At 40.0% G+C, this 18947-nt stretch carries 15 protein-coding genes; 5 read left to right on the top strand and 10 right to left on the bottom strand.

Going from position 1 to position 18947, the window contains the following annotated elements; genetic code table 11:
• The first annotated feature begins 170 nt into the window (after window positions 1–170).
• The gene (locus tag J4N25_RS08940; protein ID WP_207421850.1) at window positions 171–3023 is read left to right on the top strand and encodes a M16 family metallopeptidase; all 2853 of its coding nucleotides are present in this window, start codon (window positions 171–173) and stop codon (window positions 3021–3023) included.
• A gap of 48 nt (window positions 3024–3071) precedes the next feature.
• On the opposite strand, the gene J4N25_RS08935 is transcribed toward J4N25_RS08940, so the two are convergent.
• On the bottom strand, window positions 3072–5558 hold the full coding sequence (locus J4N25_RS08935) for a M14 family zinc carboxypeptidase (RefSeq protein WP_207421849.1): 2487 nt from the start codon (window positions 5556–5558) through the stop codon (window positions 3072–3074).
• 91 nt (window positions 5559–5649) lie between these two features.
• Here J4N25_RS08935 and J4N25_RS08930 point away from each other — a divergent pair, with 91 nt between their 5' ends.
• Window positions 5650–6948 (top strand): UDP-N-acetylmuramoyl-tripeptide--D-alanyl-D-alanine ligase, encoded by a 1299-nt coding sequence (locus tag J4N25_RS08930; RefSeq protein WP_207421848.1) that lies wholly within the window; start codon window positions 5650–5652, stop codon window positions 6946–6948.
• Window positions 6949–7172: 224 nt separating this feature from the next.
• Here J4N25_RS08930 and ffh read toward each other — a convergent pair whose 3' ends face one another.
• From ffh to ruvX, 9 genes are all read right to left on the bottom strand, one after another.
• A complete protein-coding gene (gene ffh, locus J4N25_RS08925) occupies window positions 7173–8516 on the bottom strand; it encodes a signal recognition particle protein (protein WP_207421847.1) in 1344 nt (447 codons plus the stop codon).
• Between the two features lie 137 nt (window positions 8517–8653).
• Window positions 8654–9610, bottom strand: a complete 957-nt coding sequence (locus J4N25_RS08920; protein WP_242695839.1) for a DUF3078 domain-containing protein — start codon at window positions 9608–9610, stop codon at window positions 8654–8656.
• A gap of 71 nt (window positions 9611–9681) precedes the next feature.
• Entirely contained in the window at window positions 9682–10008 is a 327-nt protein-coding gene (locus J4N25_RS08915; RefSeq protein ID WP_207421845.1) for a hypothetical protein, read from the bottom strand.
• The gene (locus J4N25_RS08910; RefSeq protein ID WP_242695838.1) at window positions 10005–10760 is read right to left on the bottom strand and encodes a peptidase associated/transthyretin-like domain-containing protein; all 756 of its coding nucleotides are present in this window, start codon (window positions 10758–10760) and stop codon (window positions 10005–10007) included. The genes J4N25_RS08915 and J4N25_RS08910 overlap by 4 nt, the downstream gene beginning before the upstream one ends.
• Before the next feature lie 57 nt (window positions 10761–10817).
• Window positions 10818–11639, bottom strand: a complete 822-nt coding sequence (locus J4N25_RS08905) for a glucosaminidase domain-containing protein (protein ID WP_207421844.1) — start codon at window positions 11637–11639, stop codon at window positions 10818–10820.
• Between the two features lie 6 nt (window positions 11640–11645).
• Window positions 11646–12332: a glucosaminidase domain and LysM peptidoglycan-binding domain-containing protein gene (locus J4N25_RS08900; RefSeq protein ID WP_207421843.1), complete on the bottom strand. Its 687-nt coding sequence runs from the start codon at window positions 12330–12332 to the stop codon at window positions 11646–11648.
• A gap of 3 nt (window positions 12333–12335) precedes the next feature.
• Window positions 12336–12971, bottom strand: coding sequence for an O-methyltransferase (locus tag J4N25_RS08895; protein ID WP_207421842.1), 636 nt, complete (start codon window positions 12969–12971; stop codon window positions 12336–12338).
• Window positions 12972–13035: 64 nt separating this feature from the next.
• On the bottom strand, window positions 13036–15159 hold the full coding sequence (gene recQ / locus J4N25_RS08890) for a DNA helicase RecQ (RefSeq protein WP_207421841.1): 2124 nt from the start codon (window positions 15157–15159) through the stop codon (window positions 13036–13038).
• Between the two features lie 10 nt (window positions 15160–15169).
• A complete protein-coding gene (ruvX, locus tag J4N25_RS08885; protein ID WP_207421840.1) occupies window positions 15170–15583 on the bottom strand; it encodes a Holliday junction resolvase RuvX in 414 nt (137 codons plus the stop codon).
• 107 nt (window positions 15584–15690) lie between these two features.
• Between ruvX and J4N25_RS08880 the strand changes: the two genes are divergently transcribed.
• Genes J4N25_RS08880 through J4N25_RS08870 form a run of 3 tightly spaced genes read left to right on the top strand, consistent with a single transcriptional unit; the run spans window position 15691 to window position 18793 of the window.
• Complete coding sequence (locus J4N25_RS08880) at window positions 15691–16884, top strand: DNA polymerase III subunit (protein WP_439648750.1); 1194 nt, start codon at window positions 15691–15693, stop codon at window positions 16882–16884.
• Window positions 16885–18321 (top strand): PSP1 domain-containing protein, encoded by a 1437-nt coding sequence (locus J4N25_RS08875; protein ID WP_207421839.1) that lies wholly within the window; start codon window positions 16885–16887, stop codon window positions 18319–18321.
• The gene (locus J4N25_RS08870; protein ID WP_207421838.1) at window positions 18314–18793 is read left to right on the top strand and encodes a gliding motility lipoprotein GldH; all 480 of its coding nucleotides are present in this window, start codon (window positions 18314–18316) and stop codon (window positions 18791–18793) included. The genes J4N25_RS08875 and J4N25_RS08870 overlap by 8 nt, the downstream gene beginning before the upstream one ends.
• The last annotated feature ends 154 nt before the right edge of the window (window positions 18794–18947 follow it).

Here is an 18947-nt window from a genome sequence, read left to right as displayed (position 1 = left end):
CAAACTAATTGTAGTTTTAATAATATTTATAAAATAAACATCATGCTTCTGTGCCAAACAGTACCTTGATTAACCTTTACTCTAGTTTGACTTTTATTTTTAAGCTGGATATATTATAGGAAAAACTTAATAAAAATTTAAATTCACGCGAATTCGATATCAATATAACTATGATAACACCATATTTAAGAAACCTTATTCCCATTTCTGTGAGCGCCTGGCTGTTAATTGGGAGCTGTACATCAGTAAGGCCAACGGGAAATACAACCAACACAGCCGCAGCCATTTCCAATGACACAATTCCGCTTGACTCTGCAGTAATAATGGGAAAGCTTCCGAATGGCTTCACCTATTACATTCGCAGAAACACAGAACCCAAAGATCGTGCTCAACTTTATTTGGCCATTAAGGCGGGTTCTGTACTTGAGAATGATGATCAGCGAGGCTTGGCCCACTTTACAGAGCATATGAGCTTTAACGGGACAAAGAACTATCCTAAGAATGCTTTGGTGAACTATCTGCAAAAATCTGGAATAAGATTCGGTGCTGATCTAAATGCTTATACCAGCTTTGATGAAACAGTATACCAGCTCCCTGTACCAACCGACGATTCTGTATTATTCAGGAATAGCATACAAATAATGAGGGATTGGGCTCAAGATGCAAGCTTCGATCCCGCAGAAATTGAAAAGGAACGAGGTGTGATACTTGAGGAAAAGCGATTGGGTAAAGGAGCAGCTGAAAGAATGCAGAATAAATGGCTGCCTCTTCTATTCAACAACTCCAGATATGCAGACAGGTTACCTATAGGAACCGAAGAAGTACTTAAGACATTCAAGCGGGAAACTATTCTGGATTTCTATAAAACCTGGTACAGACCTGACCTGGAAGCTTTGATTGTAGTGGGAGATATCGATGTGGCAAAAGTAGAACAGATGATCAAAGATAAATTCTCCGATCTCACAACGCCTCCTAATGCTAAACCAAGGAAAGAGTACAATATCCCTCTTCATAATAAAAACCAATTTATTGCTGTTACGGATCCAGAATTTCCCTATACCGTTGCTCAGGTTTATGTAAAACATCCCGAGATGCACTTGAAAACAAAAACGGACTATAGAAATAGTATTGTTCGTTCGTTATACAACCAAATGCTCGGAGCACGTTTTGCCGAGCTGATGAAGCAAGCCAATCCTCCATTTTTACAAGGGGGAAGCAGTATTGGTGGTTTTTTAGCGAACCTTGATGTGGCATCATCTGTGGTTGTTTCTAAACCAGGGCAGGGCGAGCTTGAAAAAGGTTTCAAAGCGGTATTTACAGAAACAGAAAGGGTTAAGAAATTCGGATTTACTCAGACGGAGCTAGACAGGGCAAAACAATCCTACCTTACCTCAATGGAAGCAGCCTTTAGAGAAAAGGATAAAACCAATTCTCAGAGCTATGTGCAGGAATATGTAAGATTATTCCTCGAAGGTGAAGCAAGCCCAGGTATTGCTTATGAGTATGCTATCGCACAAGCCAGCGTGCCAGGAATAGGTCTGAATGAAGTAAATGAGCTAGCAAAAAAATATTTGACTGAAACGAACAGGGATGTAATTATTATGGCTCCTGAAAAAGAGGCCGCAGCGTTGCCTGATGAAGCTAAAGTGAATTCATGGATGCAAGAGGTTCAAAAATCAGAAATAGTTGCTTACATAGATCAGGTTTCAAACAAGCCCCTCTTAGCTAACAAACCTACTCCAGGAAAAATAAGTACAGAAAAGAAAATAGCAGAACTTGGAGTTACAGAACTAACGTTAAGTAATGGAGTAAAAGTTGTTTTAAAACCTACGGATTTCAAGAATGATGAAATACAGTTCGCCGCTTTCAGTCCCGGAGGAACCTCGCTATATCCTGATAAAGATTTTCAGTCGGCAGCTAATGCTTCAGCAATAATTTCGCGGAGTGGGATTGGAGAGTTCAATTCAATCCAATTGCCAAAAATGCTGACAGGCAAAAGAGTATCGGTAAATCCTTATATCGCAGAAAGGACTGAAGGATTAAACGGATTTGCTGCCCCTAAAGATCTTGAAACAGCCTTACAGCTAACGTACATGTATTTCACTCAGCCAAGAAAAGATGCAGAGATATTCCAGGCATTTGTATCGCAGCAGAAAGGGGCACTGGCAAACCGAAATAATGACCCTGGCAGTGTTTTTTCCGACACTATCTCTGCCGTTTTGGGAAGATACAATCCTCGGAGAACAGGACCAAGTGCAGCAAAATTGGCTCAAATTAACCTAGATAGGGCCTTTGACATCTACAGGGAACGATTTGCGGATGCAAGCGACTTCACGTTCACTTTCGTTGGAAACTTTAACGTCGAGGAAATGAAGCCTCTGCTTGAACAATATCTGGGCGGCCTGCCATCGACTCAACGGAAAGAAGTAGCTAAAGACCTGGGTATCTATCCCCCTGCAGGAAAAATTAGTAAAACTGTTTGGAAAGGTCAGGAAGATAAGGCTAACGTAAGGCTAATTATGAATGGAGATTATGTTTATAATGAAGAAACTAACAATCAACTGGACGCCCTTGCGGAAGTACTTCAAATAAAATTAACCGAGCGTTTAAGAGAAGAAGAGAGCGGAGTTTATAGTCCTGGAGCCTTTGTTTCTTATAATAAGTTCCCTCGCAACCGCTTCGCTTTTACATTTGTATTTGGATGTGCGCCTGCTAATGTTGACAAGCTGATAACTGCAACCATAGATGAGATAAATAAGGTTAAGCAAAAAGGCCCTGAAAAAGATGATATCGAGAAATTTGTTGCAGAAGAGAGAAGGAGTACAGAAGTTCAATTAAAAGATAACGGCTTTTGGCTGGCTTACCTGAGCGGACAGTACCAGAACAAAGATGACGTAAAACAGGTACTAACCTACCTTGATAATCTCAAAAAGATTAGTCCAGAGAGTCTGAAAGTCACAGCAAACAAGTATCTAAGTGGTAATAACTTGATAAAGTTTGTTTTGCTTCCTGAAAAGAAATAGCAATATAAGCCGGACCTAAGTGTCCGGCTTATATATTTACTTTTATTATTAGGGAACCAAAAACGCCGCATTACCAAACATCAGCTTTCCATTCTCCCAAAAACCCCGAAATAAAACATCATCTGCAAGGTAAACGATTGATCCATCCCCCACTTCCTGAACCCCAAATACCAGGCCTTCAACTAATTTCTTTCGGGTTGATGCCCCAACAAATCCTGTGACGTAACTCTGCTTATTAAACAACCCGACATTCCAGCCTCCATTCATATAGTTATACAATTTGTCGCTGAGTTTTAACGTGAAATAGTAATCAGGATAACCAAAAGCAAGAGGATGAGTATTATCAATTCGAAGCTTGAAAACAGCTCCGGGAATATTGCTCTTTACCGACACACGCTCCCTGTCGGCGTAGGGAATAATTTCTATATTAGAGAGCTCTTTCTTCTCATCTTCCTTAAGTGTGATATTAAAACCCTTTTTACCGGCAACTTGCATAATTGCATCTTCCATTACAATAAGTTTACCACCAGCAGTAACCCAACTCAACAATTTATCGGCTGGAAAGGACTTCGTGTAATTTCCGTCCGGAAAGATCAAAACATTAAATTCAAAAAGATTTAGGTTAGACACATCATTTGTGTTGATCACCGAAACAGGAAACCCTATTTCCTGCTCAAAAAAATGCCATATTTCGCCAAAAGCCTGGGGAGAAGTCTCTTCTCCTCCAATAACTGCAATTCTAGGTTTTTTAACTAATCTAAACCGACCAGAGCCCAAATCAGGACCCTTATCTGCAAATCCGGAATGAATGCTACGAAGGTTTATGTTGTGTTTCTTGGCTATGATTTGGATCAAGCTATCAAATGCAACGCCAAGGCCATCGTTCCCAGACCTTATCACAACTAACGACCCCGAGTTAAAATTAACTCCGCTAGATGTAAAGGGAACTTCTGAATAACGGACTTTAACGTTCTTTCTGAGAAGATCTGCCAAAAACCTTACATCGTTAACAGAATTCCAATTTATCGCATAGGCAATTGGAGGTGGCGCTTTTTGATTCAATAAGTTGTCTTCTCTAAGAGACTTTACTACAGGCTTTATAATGTCTGTTAATGCATAAGTCTGCATTCCATAAGCATAAGGGACCGCCCAGGCCGTTATGTCATAGGTTACAGAGTCTGAAACAAAAGTTCGAGGTTCAAATAATACCTTCAGCAATACAGATTTAGGCTGATAGGCACTGATCACCAGGTCACCAGGAGTAACTTCCAACCTTTCGTTTTTCCCGGTTAAATAGTTAAATCCGCGGGCATTAGCCTTAGCTCCATATCCGAACTCAATTCCATTTCTCTCAAGTAAGCGGCCCAAACTTTTTAGTTTTTCAGTGTTCCCTCCTTTAACTACATATGTTTTATACATTCCGGATGGCCTATACTTACTATTACGGAAATAACTTTGGAATTCTGAAACTACCTTGATGGCATTAGCCGAAGCTACTTCAATTGTAGATAAGCCAGTTGTGAAATGATGCTCTATTCTTTCAGCAAGCGTAAGCGTATCCCCTTGTCTGTTCAATACCGCAACTCCCGCTCTTCCAGAGCCTCCCTGTTCGTAGGTCATACCAATAGAGCCACTATAGGTTGGATAAGTATCTCCATAAGAAGGATAAAGGAGGTCGAATCGCTCTTTTGTAAAGTACAACCAACCTTTGTCATCGAAATATTTTGCATTGTTTCTTCCTATCAGCGTTTGAAACTCCCGCTGCCAGGGAGTGATGTCCTGATGAAAAGGCTCGGCCGCGGGCGCGAAGTAATAGGGTTCGTTATAGCTTTGCTCATGAAAATCTACATGGATTTGAGGCAACCACTTATTATATACTCCAATTCTTTGTTTAGTCTCTAATTGCGACTGCCAGGCCCAATCACGATTAAGATCAAAATAGTAATGATTTGTTCTTCCTCCCGGCCAGGGCTCAATATGCTCCCTTGTAAAAGGCAGCGGATCGGGTACCAGGTTTCTAACCGAATTAAAAAAGTTTACATACCTTTCCCTACCGTCAGGGTTTATACAAGGATCAATAATGACAATGGTATTCTTTAACCAACTCCTCGCATTTGCATTTGACGTATTAACAAGGTAGTACAGGGTGCTCATAGACGCTTCCGTTGACACAGCCTCGTTCCCATGAACATTATAACTAAGCCATACTATAACTGGTTGCCTGGGAATTGCTTCACCAGGAAGAAGGCCACTTAAACGAAGGTTATTTTCTCTTAAACTTTCAAGCTTAGTCAGATTTTCCTCACTTCCTACGATAGCTAACACTAAGTCACGTCCCTCGTAGCTTTTCCCATATTTTTGGAGCCTCATGTTAGAGGAGATCGAGGCGATATAATTATAATAGTCAAGCACCCGATAATAAGGCGTAAACTTATCTCCGAGGGAATATCCTAGAAATTCAGAAGGAGATTTTATTTGCGCGGACAGGGAGGTCGAGATTAGAATAAAAAAGAGGAATAAGGAATATTTATTCATATTACTAATCTATCACTTATTGATAGCATTTAGGAAGAACATTCTTTATTTAAAATAGATTTAGATGTATTATTGCAACAATTGGAAAGCCATGACAACAGAAGAACTTTACAACATTTACCTTCAGTATCCAACCGTATGCACCGATACAAGAAAAATTGTAAAAGGATGTTTATTCTTTGCCTTAAAAGGCGATAATTTCGATGGTAATGCATTTGCAGAAATGGCAATAAATGAAGGAGCTGAGTATGCCGTTATAGACGATCCTAAAGTTAAAAAAGACGATAGATACTTGGTGGTGGAAGACGTTCTCGTCGCGCTGCAAGAGCTTGCAAGGTACCATAGAAAACAGTTAACAATTCCGTTCATTGGGATAACTGGAACTAATGGAAAAACTACCACAAAAGAACTCTTAAATTCAGTGCTTTCGCAAAAGTATAAGACCTACGCTACGCAGGGAAACCTTAATAATCACATTGGTGTCCCACTTACACTTTTAGCAATTGGTAAGGATATTGAATTGGCAATTATTGAGATGGGTGCTAATCATCAGAAAGAAATTGGTTTTCTTTCCTCAATAGCTCAACCAACTCATGGGCTTATTACTAATGTAGGAAAGGCTCATTTGGAAGGTTTTGGAGGATTTGAGGGAGTAAAAAAGGGGAAAGGCGAACTATATGATTTTTTAAAGTCTAGCGGTGGAACCATATTTACAAACAAGACAAATCCTCACTTGCTGGAAATGTCGGAAAACAAAAACCTCCAGAACATTATATTTTATGGTAATGCTGAAGGTAGCGAAGTTAGCGGAGAGATAACAGAAAACGATCCATATCTAAAGGTTACCTGGAAGAATAAAGACTCAGCTTATTCTGTAAAAACCAATTTGACAGGAGCTTACAATCTCGAAAATATTCTTGCTGCAGCCACGTTAGGATTACATTTCAATCTTAGTCCCTCAGCTATTAATGAGGGAATTATGTCTTATGTTCCTGGTAATAACCGCTCTCAGGTTACAAAAACAGACAGGAACACTTTGATCTGCGACTACTATAACGCAAATCCAAGTAGCATGGCGGTTGCTTTAGAGAACTTTGAAAGCTTACAGTCGGATAACAAAGTGATTATTTTGGGTGATATGTTTGAGCTCGGTGATGAATCTGCACAGGAACACATCGCTATACTAAGTAAAGCAAGTTCAACAAATGCCACTGACCGCATTTTCATCGGTAAGGAGTTCTATAAAGGTAAAAATAATTTTCCCGGTAACTTTTTCGAATCGACAACCGACGCCATGGAATATCTGAAGTTAAATCCATTGATAAATGCCACAGTACTAATTAAAGGATCGAGAGGAATGCGGTTGGAAAATCTGGCAAACTTACTTTAAACCCTTAGCTAGCTAAGTAACAGGAGAACCCTTTGATAACTTTATTAAATATCAAAAAGTACATGTTGCAAATTACCCTCTTATATGGGCAGGGAAAGTACCCGACGTTTATAAAATCAAAGGAACAAAAAGGCTTTTGAAATAGAATTGGTAAATATTTTTATCAATAAAAAAACCGGCTGAGAACATCTTAGCCGGTTTTTTTATATTTCTTCTTTAATTACTTACCTCTTACCCATCGGCATTTTCGGCATACCCTTCATCATTTTAGCCATCTGTGCAGGGTTACTGAATTGCTTCATTACCTTTCGCATATCCTCAAACTGTTTAATTAGCTTGTTTACTTCCTGAAGATCTCTACCTGCTCCTTTAGCAATACGATTACGGCGACTCGGATTGATAGAATCTGGATTTTCACGTTCAAAAGGTGTCATTGATTGAATGATTGCCTCGATAGGTTTGAAAGCATTATCATCTATATCAACGTCTTTAATCGCCTTTCCAACTCCCGGGATCATGCCCATCAGATCCTTCATATTACCCATCTTTTTGATTTGCTGGATTTGACCAAGGAAATCGTTGAAGTCGAATTTGTTCTTGCGAATCTTCTTCTGAAGTTCAGCAGCCTGTTTCTCATCAAACTGCTGCTGAGCACGCTCTACAAGTGAAACAACATCACCCATACCCAGGATCCTGGAAGCCATGCGATCCGGATAAAAAACATCCAGGGCTTCCATCTTCTCACCAGTACCAATGAATTTAATAGGCTTGTTTACAACAGACTTAATCGAAAGAGCGGCACCACCACGAGTATCACCGTCTAATTTAGTTAGTACAACACCTGAGAAGTCAAGACGATCATTAAATGCCTTCGCTGTATTTACAGCATCCTGTCCGGTCATTGCATCCACAACAAAAAGGATTTCATGAGGATTAGTGCGAGATTTTACCGCAGCTATCTCATTCATCATTTCCTCGTCAATAGCTAAACGCCCAGCAGTATCCAGAATTACTACGGTTGCACCGATACGCTTTGCTTCAGCAATACCTTCTTCTGCAATCGCAATCGGATCCTTTGATCCAAGGTTCGCATATACTGGTACATCGATCTGTTGCCCCAAAACCTGCAATTGATCGATCGCCGCAGGACGATAAACGTCTCCTGCTACCAGAAGGACCTTCTTACCTTTTTTAGTTTTTAAGAAGTTTGCTAACTTTCCTGAGAAGGTAGTTTTACCAGCACCGTTCAATCCGGCGATTAAAATAACTGTGGGATTGGAAGGAAAACTGATTTCAGAAACGGAGCCTCCCATCAAAGCGGTAAGCTCATCATTCATTATTTTAGTTAGCAACTGACCAGGAGAAATCGAAGTGAGAACATTTTCTCCAAGTGCTTTTTGCTTTACTTCATCTGTAAAGGCTTTTGCTGTTTTATAGTTTACGTCGGCGTCCAAAAGAGCTTTTCTAATCTCTTTCATGGTTTCAGCCACGTTGATTTCTGTAATAGAACCTTGTCCCTTCAGAACCTTAAATGCTCTGTCGAGTTTATCCTGTAAATTTTCAAACATATTACTTATGCTTTAAAGAGGTGCAAACTTACGCAATTTTTGCTTTTGCATAATTAGCAAATACAAATCTATTTCGTCTGCAGACGCTGTTTTACAACTAAATAGATACAGAACGTAAAGTTATCCTGCGGGTTTTATTAGCGCGGAAATTTATAAATAAGACCAAGGGCCAGAGTTTGGCTCGATTGTATTTTGTCACTTTGGTCGTCATCATAGATAGCAATTCCAGTTACTGTTACGTTAACAAGACGATTTACCCTTGCAGCAACGGTGGCATCCAACCTGCTATCCATATTACTGAGCCTATGATAATTAGCGAACATGCTATATCTTGCTTTTAAATTTATATTTTCAAAGACCTCCTTCTCATAATTAGTTACGAGTTGAAAGGCCAACTCATTCCTCATTCGTCTGCCAATAGGAACCCCAAAATTCTTAGAATTATTACGATAGAGCGTAGTATCTAAAACAAACGTTTGCCGCGCTGTTCCAGTACCTATACGTAAGGAGAAGGATTTTCCAGGTTTATACTCGAAACCTAACGACTCGGTTAGGTAACCGGGAGACATGAATTTAGAGATCAAGGTTCTGATTTCCTCCCCTGTTTTACCTTTACTATAGTTGTAGCCCTGGTCGAATTGAGATTCAAAGTTAAGTGAGCCAAAAAAGTTCCAATTAGTAGAAAGCTTCAGACCAACTTTATTATCCCAAAAGATCCTGTCATTTGTTTTCCGCTGCATCTGATCCCGGTTTTTCAATTTCCCGTATTGCAAGATCAGCTCAGACACATAATTCTTATAGTCGCGTGTATAGTCAGTCTTATAATTAAATTGTGTGCCTACGGCAATAGAATTTACTCCTCCCCCACTCCAATTATCACTAAACGCGGCCTGGTTGACATTTATCCCAAAGGTGACCCAGTTTCTCCAATAGTTTACTTTCAATTTAAGATCTGCTTCAGGGATTTGTACTGCTTGTAATTGCAAAACTGGCCTGCGCGCCGGCAGTGGATTTTTTTTAGGATAAAGTTTTAGACTTGAAATATCAATGGAATCGGCTTTCTTCTGCGCATAACACACAGAAACAATCATCATTAGCATTAAACAGTTCAGCAATCGCAGCATCGGTACAAAGAAAAGAAATTTATGCCAGTTAAAACCGGCAGTTAATTAAAGTAATTTATCCAGGACCAGAGCTTTCTCTTCTTCAAATAATCGGCTTCCCCCTCCCTCTGATATGCTTCCTTTTCAAAAACTATATTCATGTAGGCTTTATTGTGTTCGCGGTATTTTATAAGATTAATAAAGTAATGGAAGAAGTATATAAGATAGAATGGCAGAACCAATAGCTCTAATTGCTGAATCAAATGTATCTTTTCATGCCTTAACAACAATTCATCCTTTTTATAATGCTTGATTTTAACCAGGATAAACGGAAAGACTGCCATTCCGGCTGCAGGCAAGAACGGAATATGTACTACCGGAAACTTCATTCAGTACCACTGAATTTTAGCGGAGGAAGTCGATTCGCTCTTGGATTTTGTTTATACCGAGCATAGGATTCTTTGATATAAGCTATAAGACTATAATCGTTAGCATCAAGAACGAAGTAGTAAGAGGGACGGTACTGTTGCATGAAGTCCTGCAAATCCTTTTCTTGCAAACCTGTAATTGAAGAGACCAGCCTTTTAGTAAATCGATAGTCTATGATCATTTCATGATAATCACGCTCAAGGATCTTCTGTAAATAACGGGCATTCTTCCCCTCACGGCTCAACAAGCTCCACAAGGCGTCTACACTTAAGCCCACACCTGCTCCATTTGCCCCACCGATCCTTAAAAAGTCTCCCGGATTACCCTTACGATAAATGTCTTTGTAAGCTTCCTGATTATCTTTATACCGCTCTCGAGGACCTTTTATAGTATCCCTGATAACGACATCTCTTAATAGGATACTAAGACGCCTTAAGTGAAAAATAGCAGTATTTGATTGCACCCTTACAGTATCGACAGTGTAGCCCTGTAATGCAGCAATTAAGGTATCGCCATTAGCAACGGCATTAGTGTAAAATTCGCCTTTGCCGTTATTATAGAATCCTTTATGCGTTCTAAGATTATATATATATACTCTTGATAGGCGCTGTTTGCTATCCTTATCAAAAACCACCCCCTGCACCTGTCCGGTTTGAGCGAACATTTCAACAGCCAGAAAAATCAGGAAAAAAAATAGTGTTGCTTTTTTCAAGTTATCGTAAAATTAATGCTTATGCATTTAATAAAATGCAATTTAACATTCATTAACCTACTTAGAAACAAGAAGCAATTGACCTGGTTTGATCTCAGAACCTTGAATAGAGTTTAATATTTTTATATCATCAACTGAAAGGCTAAACTTTCTACTGATCGAATAAATGGTATCTCCAACTTTTACTTCATAAACCTTCATTGCCACTGGTGCCTTTTCCACTTGCGGCGGCAATGAGGCCTCCGAAGAAATCTCCTTCAAAACCTTCTCCTCCCGTTTTACTTGCGCAATTAAGCTCCGTTCTTCTTTATCGTACTGATCTAGCCCGTAACGTTCAATGATCCCGATAAGTAACTCAGCATAGCGAGGGTTAGTTGCATAACCGGCTTTCTTAAGCCCATATGCCCAGCCTTTATAATCATTCCTATCCAATTCAAAAAGGGGTGCATAACGCTTTCTCTTTAAAAACTCAGAATGGTCTCTATACGATTCCTCTGGCGAATTATAGACACGAAAACACTCATCAGGAGCATCATCGTCTTTCAACATAGTCGGCCCTGTCCAATCAGTATTACATTTGATACCAAAATGATTGTTTGCTTGCAAAGCCAAAATGCCATTTCCATTACCTGATTCTAATAAACCTTGAGCTAGGGTTATACTGGCAGGAATCCCGTTTCTGGTCATCTCATCGATAGCAATATCACGGAAACGAAGGATATAATCGTCAGCTGATGTTCTCTTTTCTAACTTATTTTCTTTAAAAACCACTGTTTTCTGTGGTTCTTTCTTACTCGCAGGTGGCGTCTTTGCTACAATTCGGGTAGTAGTGCAAGAAACCGATAGTCCTGCACATAATAACAGAATTAATCTTTTCATTAAGTATTACAACTGTAAAACCTGACCAATACTCAGGCTAGATGTTTTTAAACTATTTTTTTCAAGGATTGCTTTTACGGTAGTGTTGAATTTCTTTGCTATCGCGCCCAACGTATCCCCATGCCTTACCTCATACGTAAACTTCTGACCAGAGGTTTCTTCTGATTGCATCTCTGAACCAGCTTCGACGCTTTGTACAGGTCTAAGACTTTCTGGAATAGGATTATCATACTCATACAACTTGTACTTCTTAATAATGCCCATCACTTGGTAGGCCCAAGTACGACTGGCTGCGTATCCACCTTTTTGAATTCCTAATGCCCACCTTTTATAGTCGCCACCAGGACAGTGGATAAATAAGGTATTAAAGCGCTTTTTTAGAAAGGATACAAAATCGCCATAGCATTGCTCCACGCTCTCATAACCCTTATAGGAAGATGCAATAGGCTTAGGGCCACCTTTACCTTTCAAGCCGAAGTGATTGTTCAGGTATTTCGCAATTTTACTTGTTCCACTTGCAGATTCATGAATAGCAATCCCAAGAATGATGCTAGCAGGCACTCCATGTTGATTCATTGTTTGTATTGCTGCCTCTTTATAAGAATCTACATACTTATCTGCAGCTGTCTGTCCTAATGCTGTACCTGCTAAAAAAGTAACTAACAGGCCTAATAACAATAAATTTTTTGGCATAGTTTACAGTTTACGAATTATGAATACTCCATCGCGTACAGGTAGTATCAACTTTTCTGTACGAGAATCATTAGTTACGGTGTCATTAAAACGGCGTATGTTTTCGGTATCCTTGTCATTTGCACCTTGGGTAATCTTTCCACTCCACAGCACATTATCGACAATTATAAGCCCACCGCTTCTTACCTTCTCAAATACAAGGTCATAATAAGTCTGATTATTTTTTTTATCAGCATCGATAAAAACGATATCAAATAACTCATCCAATCGGGGAATCACTTCAACGGCATTCCCGATAATATATTCTATTTTGTCATGAAATTCTGATTTATGGAAGAAGCTCCTAACCCTGTCTTCCAACTCTGCATTAACATCAATGGTGAAAATTCTCCCTCTTTCTGTCAGCCCTTCAGCAAGACACAAAGTAGCATAGCCAGTAAAAGTTCCGATTTCTAGAATTCTGTTAGGAGAAGCTAGTTTGCTTAGAAAAGAAAGGACACGACCCTGGTAATGCCCTGAAAGCATTCGGGGCATTGGCACCTTCAAATGCGTCTCACGGTTTATATACCTAAGCAATTCCGACTCTTGTTCGCAGTGTTGCTCAAGGTAGGTCTGCAGTCCCTCAGTAAGCAGTTCCATGGCTGCAAATATAGAAATTTTAATTTTGCCGCCAAGTTTTTGAAAATAATGCAAAGATTATCAACTAATTGACTAGTTCCTCCCGCTCGATTACAGCCAGAGCAAGACGAATTTTGTGATAGGGGATTTCTTCATGCAAGTACTCATAGAGCGGTTTAAGAGCTGTTTTTTCATTAAGTATTCTAGATGCCTCACGTACTGTTTCCACCTCTTCAGAACTTACGAGTGCGTTGATACTTTTAATTTTATTATTCACATATAGGTTAGCAATATGTGAGTAAATAGTCATTTCATGAAGCTTTCTTTTCGCGGCTACCTGCGAAACAGTTAGACCTTCTTTCAGCAGGGTTAGCGTTTCTAGATAGGTATCTCCTTTTTGTTTTAAATTTCCAGTGCTTCCCATAAAGCCAGAGATAGTATCAAGGAAAACCTGGCCATACTTCTCAAACTTAAACTCTCCTACCCCTGAAATTTCAAGCATCTCAGATGGGGACAGAGGCCTTTCCTTCGCCATCTGCTGCAAGGTTGCATCACTAAAAATTACATAAGCAGGCACATCTTCTTCCAGTGAAAACTGTCTTCTAACCTGCCGTAAACGATTAAACAATTCTTCTTCCTGATTGTACCTTTCGGCTTTAGGTGCAGCCACTGATTTTTCCTTTTTAACAAGGGGTTGTAGAACAGTTAATTCTGCCTTTGATTTACCAAAAAGTATATCGCGGCCATATGCGGTAATTTTCAGAGCAAAGTCCTCATCATAGGCCATCTCAATAATTCCCAGATTAAGCATTTGCATAATATATCGCTGCCAATCTATCGCTCCAATCTCCGAGCCGACTCCATGAGTCTTCAACTTATCATATCCAGCCTCTATAACCTCAGCCTTTCTTGACCCTCTTAAAACGTCGATTAACATAGATGCACCCTCCTTCTCACCCATTCTTGCAATAGCTGATAAAGCTTTTTGCACTAGTACTGTTCCGTTGAAATGCTTACGCGGATTTTTACACACATCGCAATTACCACAGTTCTGCTCTAAATTTTCGGAGAAGTAGTTTAGCAAGATCTTCCTTCGGCAAATATCCGCCTCTGCGTAATGCTGTATCCGGTTTAGCTTTTCTAAATTGATTTCCGACTGGCCACTTTCAGCAGCAAACTTATTCAGCATTAATAAGTCGGCATAATTATAATAAAGGATAGTTTCGGAGGGTAACCCATCTCGGCCGGCTCTTCCAATTTCCTGGTAATAGCCTTCCATGTTTTTAGGGAGGTTGTAATGGATCACCCAGCGCACGTTTGATTTATCAATACCCATTCCAAAAGCAACTGTTGCACACACAACCTGCAGCTCGTCTTTTAAAAACTCCTCTTGTACCTTCGACCGCGCCTCAGCTGGCATTCCCGCATGATAAAAAGCAGCGTTTATTCCATAATTCTTCAAAGCCTGCGCTACATCTTCGCAGGTATTTCTGCTAAGGCAATAAATAATGCCACTGCTATCTCTTCTTACATCAATAAACTCGGCTATCTCCTGAAGCTTCTGCTTTGTTTTTACTCCTACCCGCACATCAAGACTAAGATTTTTTCGATCGAAAGATGAAATGAAGATTTCAGGATTACGAAGATTAAGCTGTTTCACAATGTCTTTTCGAGTAACCTTATCTGCTGTTGCAGTCAGGGCGACAAAAGGGACATTACTAAACTTCTCCCTTAAAAGTCCCAATTGAGTATACTCGGGCCGGAAATCATGTCCCCATGCAGAAATACAATGAGCCTCATCGATGGCAAACATTGAAGGCCGGGCCATTTGGGTGATCATCGTGAGCTCGCCTATCAATTTCTCTGGAGAAACATAAAGAAGAGCAATCTCTTTTTTATAGCAGGATTCTAGAATAGCTTGCTGTTCCTGAAAACTTTGAGAACTATTAAGAAATGCAGCTGCAATACCATTTGATCGCAAGGCGTCTACCTGGTCCTTCATTAATGAAATCAGGGGAGAAATAACAATACAAACTCCGTCCCGAATCAGCGCGGGAACCTGATAGCAAATTGATTTCCCTCCACCCGTCGGCATTAGCACCAATACATCGTTTCCGGATACTATTTGGTTTACAATGTCCTCCTGCTGAGGACGAAAATTATCGTATCCGAAATACTTTTTTAGTATCTCCCGGGCTGATGAAGGCATATTATTAAGGTTAAAAGTTCTTCTTTTCCAAATACGACTGCAATATTATAGTAGCAGATACGGTATCAACCAATTCCTTCCTTTGTCGATCCTGCTTCTTCAGCCCACTCTGAGCTATAACTGCAGAGGCCATTTTAGAGGTGAATCGTTCATCCAATGTTTCAATTGGAATTGCAGGAAAGTTCTTTTTCAGGATTGTCATAAAACCCTTAACATGAGGCGCTGATTGAGATGCAGTGCCGTCCATTTGTTTCGGTTCTCCTACAATAAATTTTTCCACCTGTTCTGTCAAAAGGTACTTCTTCAAAAACTCAACAATGTCTTTTGGATGGATGGTAGTTAAACCGGTAGCAATAATCTGCAGAGGATCGGTGACTGCGATACCAACCCGTTTAGTACCATAATCAAAAGCCATTACGCGCATATGTCAGGAAATAGGAATTGAAATTATCCTCAAAAGTAACAAACAGAAATTAGAACTAAAATTTTTAGTATTCTTTTAATCAGCTTATTCCTTGCTCAATCTCATATATGACATCTCCTATCTCAATTCCAAATCTATTTACTATTTTGCACCTCATGCAGTTTAGTGATATTGTTGGACAGCAAGCTGTAAAGGAACAGTTGATACGGGGAGTTCAGGAGAACAGAATCAGTCACGCCCAATTATTTCTTGGGCCGGAAGGCTCTGGAAGTTTAGCCCTTGCTTTCGCGTATGCACAATATATATGCTGTGAAAATCGTTCTGAACAGGATAGTTGCGGCGGTTGTAGTTCGTGCAGAAAGTACTCCAGGCTAATTCACCCTGACTTGCATTTCTCCTATCCGTTTTTCGCTAAGCATAAAGAGGATACTGCTTTAAACTTTATCGAGGAATGGAGAAGAACTTTTCTGGCTAACCCATACCTTAGCCTGGACGAATGGAGGAATCAGCTGGAGGCAGAGAACAAACAAGCAAACATCAATATTGCGGAATGTCATCAGATTATTCGTAAACTGAGTTTAAAGGCATTTGAATCAGAATACAAGGTCCTGGTTATGTGGCTACCGGAATACCTTGACAAGGAGGGGAACACCCTTCTGAAAATTATTGAAGAGCCGCCTCAAAAAACTTTATTCTTGCTTGTGGCTCAAAATCAGGATCAAATTTTAAATACGATCCTTTCCCGGACACAGCTAGTTAAAGTTCACCGTTTGAGAGATGAAGATGTAGCAAAGTATCTGGTACGTAAATTTCATTTAGATGAGGAGCAGGCAATGAGGATTTCCTATTTAAGCGAGGGAAATATTCAGACCGCTGTCAATTTAAGCAAGGAAGAAAGCAATAATAATTTTGGGATGTTCTCTGATTGGTTACGTTTATGCTTTACAAACAGGGGACTTCTCGCTATAGAATTTTCTGATAATATTGCTAAAATAGGGAGAGAAAATCAGAAGAACTTTCTGCGGTACGGAATGAAAATAATGCGGGAAGTATTGATGGTTCTAGCAGGAGCAGAATATCTTGTACATCTTCCCGGTAATGAAAAAGAATTTGTTGTCAACTTTAGCAAGGTGCTGAACTCAGCAAAGGCTGAAGCGATTATTAACGAGCTAGAAAAAGCTCATTACCATATAGAAAGAAATGCAAACGGTAAAATCCTATTTTTAGATGTATCTTTGCAGTTTATCAAAATTTTAAAGTTTAATACGCTCCCTGCGGGGACTCAATATATACTAAATTAAATGGGATGTGGATCATGCTCGACGGGAGGTTGTGCACCTGCCGGCTGCAAAAGTAACGGCTCTTGCCTTACAAATGGCTGCAGCAAATTAGATGTTTACGACTGGCTTTCTGATATGGATATGCCGGCAAATTATAGACCATTCAATATCATCGAAGTAAAGTTTAAAGGTTCTCGAAAGGACTTTTACATCAACCAGGAAAACTTATACCTTGAACTGGGAGAGTTGGTTGTAGTTGAAACTCCAACTGGTGGATATGACATAGGTCACGTTTCCATTACTGGAGAACTGGTTAGGATGCAACTTAAGAAGAAGCATCTTAAAGAAGAAGACGTTGTAAAGAAAATTATCCGTCGAGCATCACCTGCCGACGTAGATAAATGGAAAGCAGCAAAGGACTTGGAATGGGAAACAATGCATAAAGCACGAACCCTCGCTCTGAACCTTGGTCTTTCCATGAAACTTAGCGATGTAGATTATCAGGGCGATAAAACCAAAGCAACTTTCTATTACACCGCCGAAGGTCGTGTAGATTTCCGCGAACTTATTAAGAAGATGGCGGAATCATTTCGCATACGCATTGAAATGCGCCAAATTGGAATGAGGCAGGAGGCCAGCCGCCTTGGAGGCTTAGGCTCTTGCGGAAGAGAGCTTTGTTGTTCTACCTGGTTAACAGACTTCAAAACGGTATCAACCTCTGCCGCCCGTTATCAGAATCTTTCTTTAAATACACTAAAGCTTGCTGGACAATGTGGCAAGTTGAAATGTTGTTTAAATTACGAGCTCGACACGTATATGGACGCGTTGAAGGATATCCCTGATGATGTAGACAGGTTGGAAACTCAAATTGGAACAGCCCGTTTGCAAAAGACCGACATCTTTAAAAAATTAATGTGGTTTAGTTATCCTAATGAAGAAACCTGGTTCCCTTTAGAGATCGATAGGGTAAAGGAGATTCAACAGATGAATAAGGAGGGGATCAAGCCTGAGGACCTGAAAGAAGAGGCTGTTGAACTTGAGCCAGCACCAGCCACAAAAATCCTCGATTACGAGAACGTAGTTGGTCAGGATAGCATCACCCGTCTTGACGAGAGAACTAAAAAGAAAAAGAAGAAGAACAACAAACACAAAAAACCAGGAGAGGCTGTTAAAGCATCTGAACCTGTTGCTAAAGAAACAAAAGTTCAGCCTTCTAATGCTGCTGGCAGAGTAGTACAACCTCCAAAACATCACAACAACAACCAGCAGCAACAGAATAAAAACAGGAATAATAACAGACCAGAAGGACAGAACCAGCAGCAGCGCCCTCAGAACAATGAACAACAACAGCAGGCAGCTGTTGGAGTGGACGGTCAGAACAATAACAAAAAGCAAAATAACAGGCATCAAAGAAGGCCTAAGAATAACAACAACAACAAGCCAAAAGCAAATGAATAAAGCTGTTCTTGCTATTCAACAACTCGTTGTCATTATTGTACTTGCTGCATTATCAGCATGTACAGACAATGCAGTTATAGATACAAGTCAGGAAATAGGTGCCCGGAACTGGGGGTATGACAATAAGGTTAATTTTCAGGTTAAAATTGAGGACGCCAGTAAACCCTACAACATCTATTTCAACCTTCGGCACACTGCGGAATATAGATATTCAAACATATTTGTTTTGGTACATCAAACAGGCGGGAGAATAAAGCCGGTTACAGAACGAAAGGAATTTCAACTAGCTTATCCCGATGGAGAATGGCTTGGCAGTGGGTCGGGTAACCTCTACTCCTACCAGCTTAAATTTCGCGAGAATTATAAATTCCCGGAGCCTGGCATTTATAACTTCAGCTTTGAGCAGAATATGCGGGATAACCCGCTAAGAGAGATCAGCGATGTTGGGATAAGGGTTGAGCCAGGACAATAAATAGTAAACAAAAGAAGGCGATCTTTGAGAAGATCGCCTTCTTTTGTTTTAATGGTTTCTTGAGACCCCGGATCTATCCTCAAAGATTCATTAGCTCACTCTGCTTGTTTCTTAAGCCTGGAAAGACAATCAAAATACTTTCATTTCTCCTTGC

The organism is Desertivirga brevis (assembly GCF_017355835.1).
The sequence above is the reverse complement of the archived record's forward strand: the minus strand, read 5'-3'. Positions and strand labels throughout refer to the sequence as shown.

Coding starts and splice junctions, on each gene's coding strand:
- J4N25_RS08940 (WP_207421850.1), top strand. CDS start 171: ATGATAACACCATATTTAAGAAACCTTATTCCCATTTCTGTGAGCGCC.
- J4N25_RS08935 (WP_207421849.1), bottom strand. CDS start 5,558: ATGAATAAATATTCCTTATTCCTCTTTTTTATTCTAATCTCGACCTCC.
- J4N25_RS08930 (WP_207421848.1), top strand. CDS start 5,650: ATGACAACAGAAGAACTTTACAACATTTACCTTCAGTATCCAACCGTA.
- ffh (WP_207421847.1), bottom strand. CDS start 8,516: ATGTTTGAAAATTTACAGGATAAACTCGACAGAGCATTTAAGGTTCTG.
- J4N25_RS08920 (WP_242695839.1), bottom strand. CDS start 9,610: ATGATGATTGTTTCTGTGTGTTATGCGCAGAAGAAAGCCGATTCCATT.
- J4N25_RS08915 (WP_207421845.1), bottom strand. CDS start 10,008: ATGAAGTTTCCGGTAGTACATATTCCGTTCTTGCCTGCAGCCGGAATG.
- J4N25_RS08905 (WP_207421844.1), bottom strand. CDS start 11,639: ATGAAAAGATTAATTCTGTTATTATGTGCAGGACTATCGGTTTCTTGC.
- J4N25_RS08900 (WP_207421843.1), bottom strand. CDS start 12,332: ATGCCAAAAAATTTATTGTTATTAGGCCTGTTAGTTACTTTTTTAGCA.
- J4N25_RS08895 (WP_207421842.1), bottom strand. CDS start 12,971: ATGGAACTGCTTACTGAGGGACTGCAGACCTACCTTGAGCAACACTGC.
- recQ (WP_207421841.1), bottom strand. CDS start 15,159: ATGCCTTCATCAGCCCGGGAGATACTAAAAAAGTATTTCGGATACGAT.
- ruvX (WP_207421840.1), bottom strand. CDS start 15,583: ATGCGCGTAATGGCTTTTGATTATGGTACTAAACGGGTTGGTATCGCA.
- J4N25_RS08880 (WP_439648750.1), top strand. CDS start 15,691: ATGACATCTCCTATCTCAATTCCAAATCTATTTACTATTTTGCACCTC.
- J4N25_RS08875 (WP_207421839.1), top strand. CDS start 16,885: ATGGGATGTGGATCATGCTCGACGGGAGGTTGTGCACCTGCCGGCTGC.
- J4N25_RS08870 (WP_207421838.1), top strand. CDS start 18,314: ATGAATAAAGCTGTTCTTGCTATTCAACAACTCGTTGTCATTATTGTA.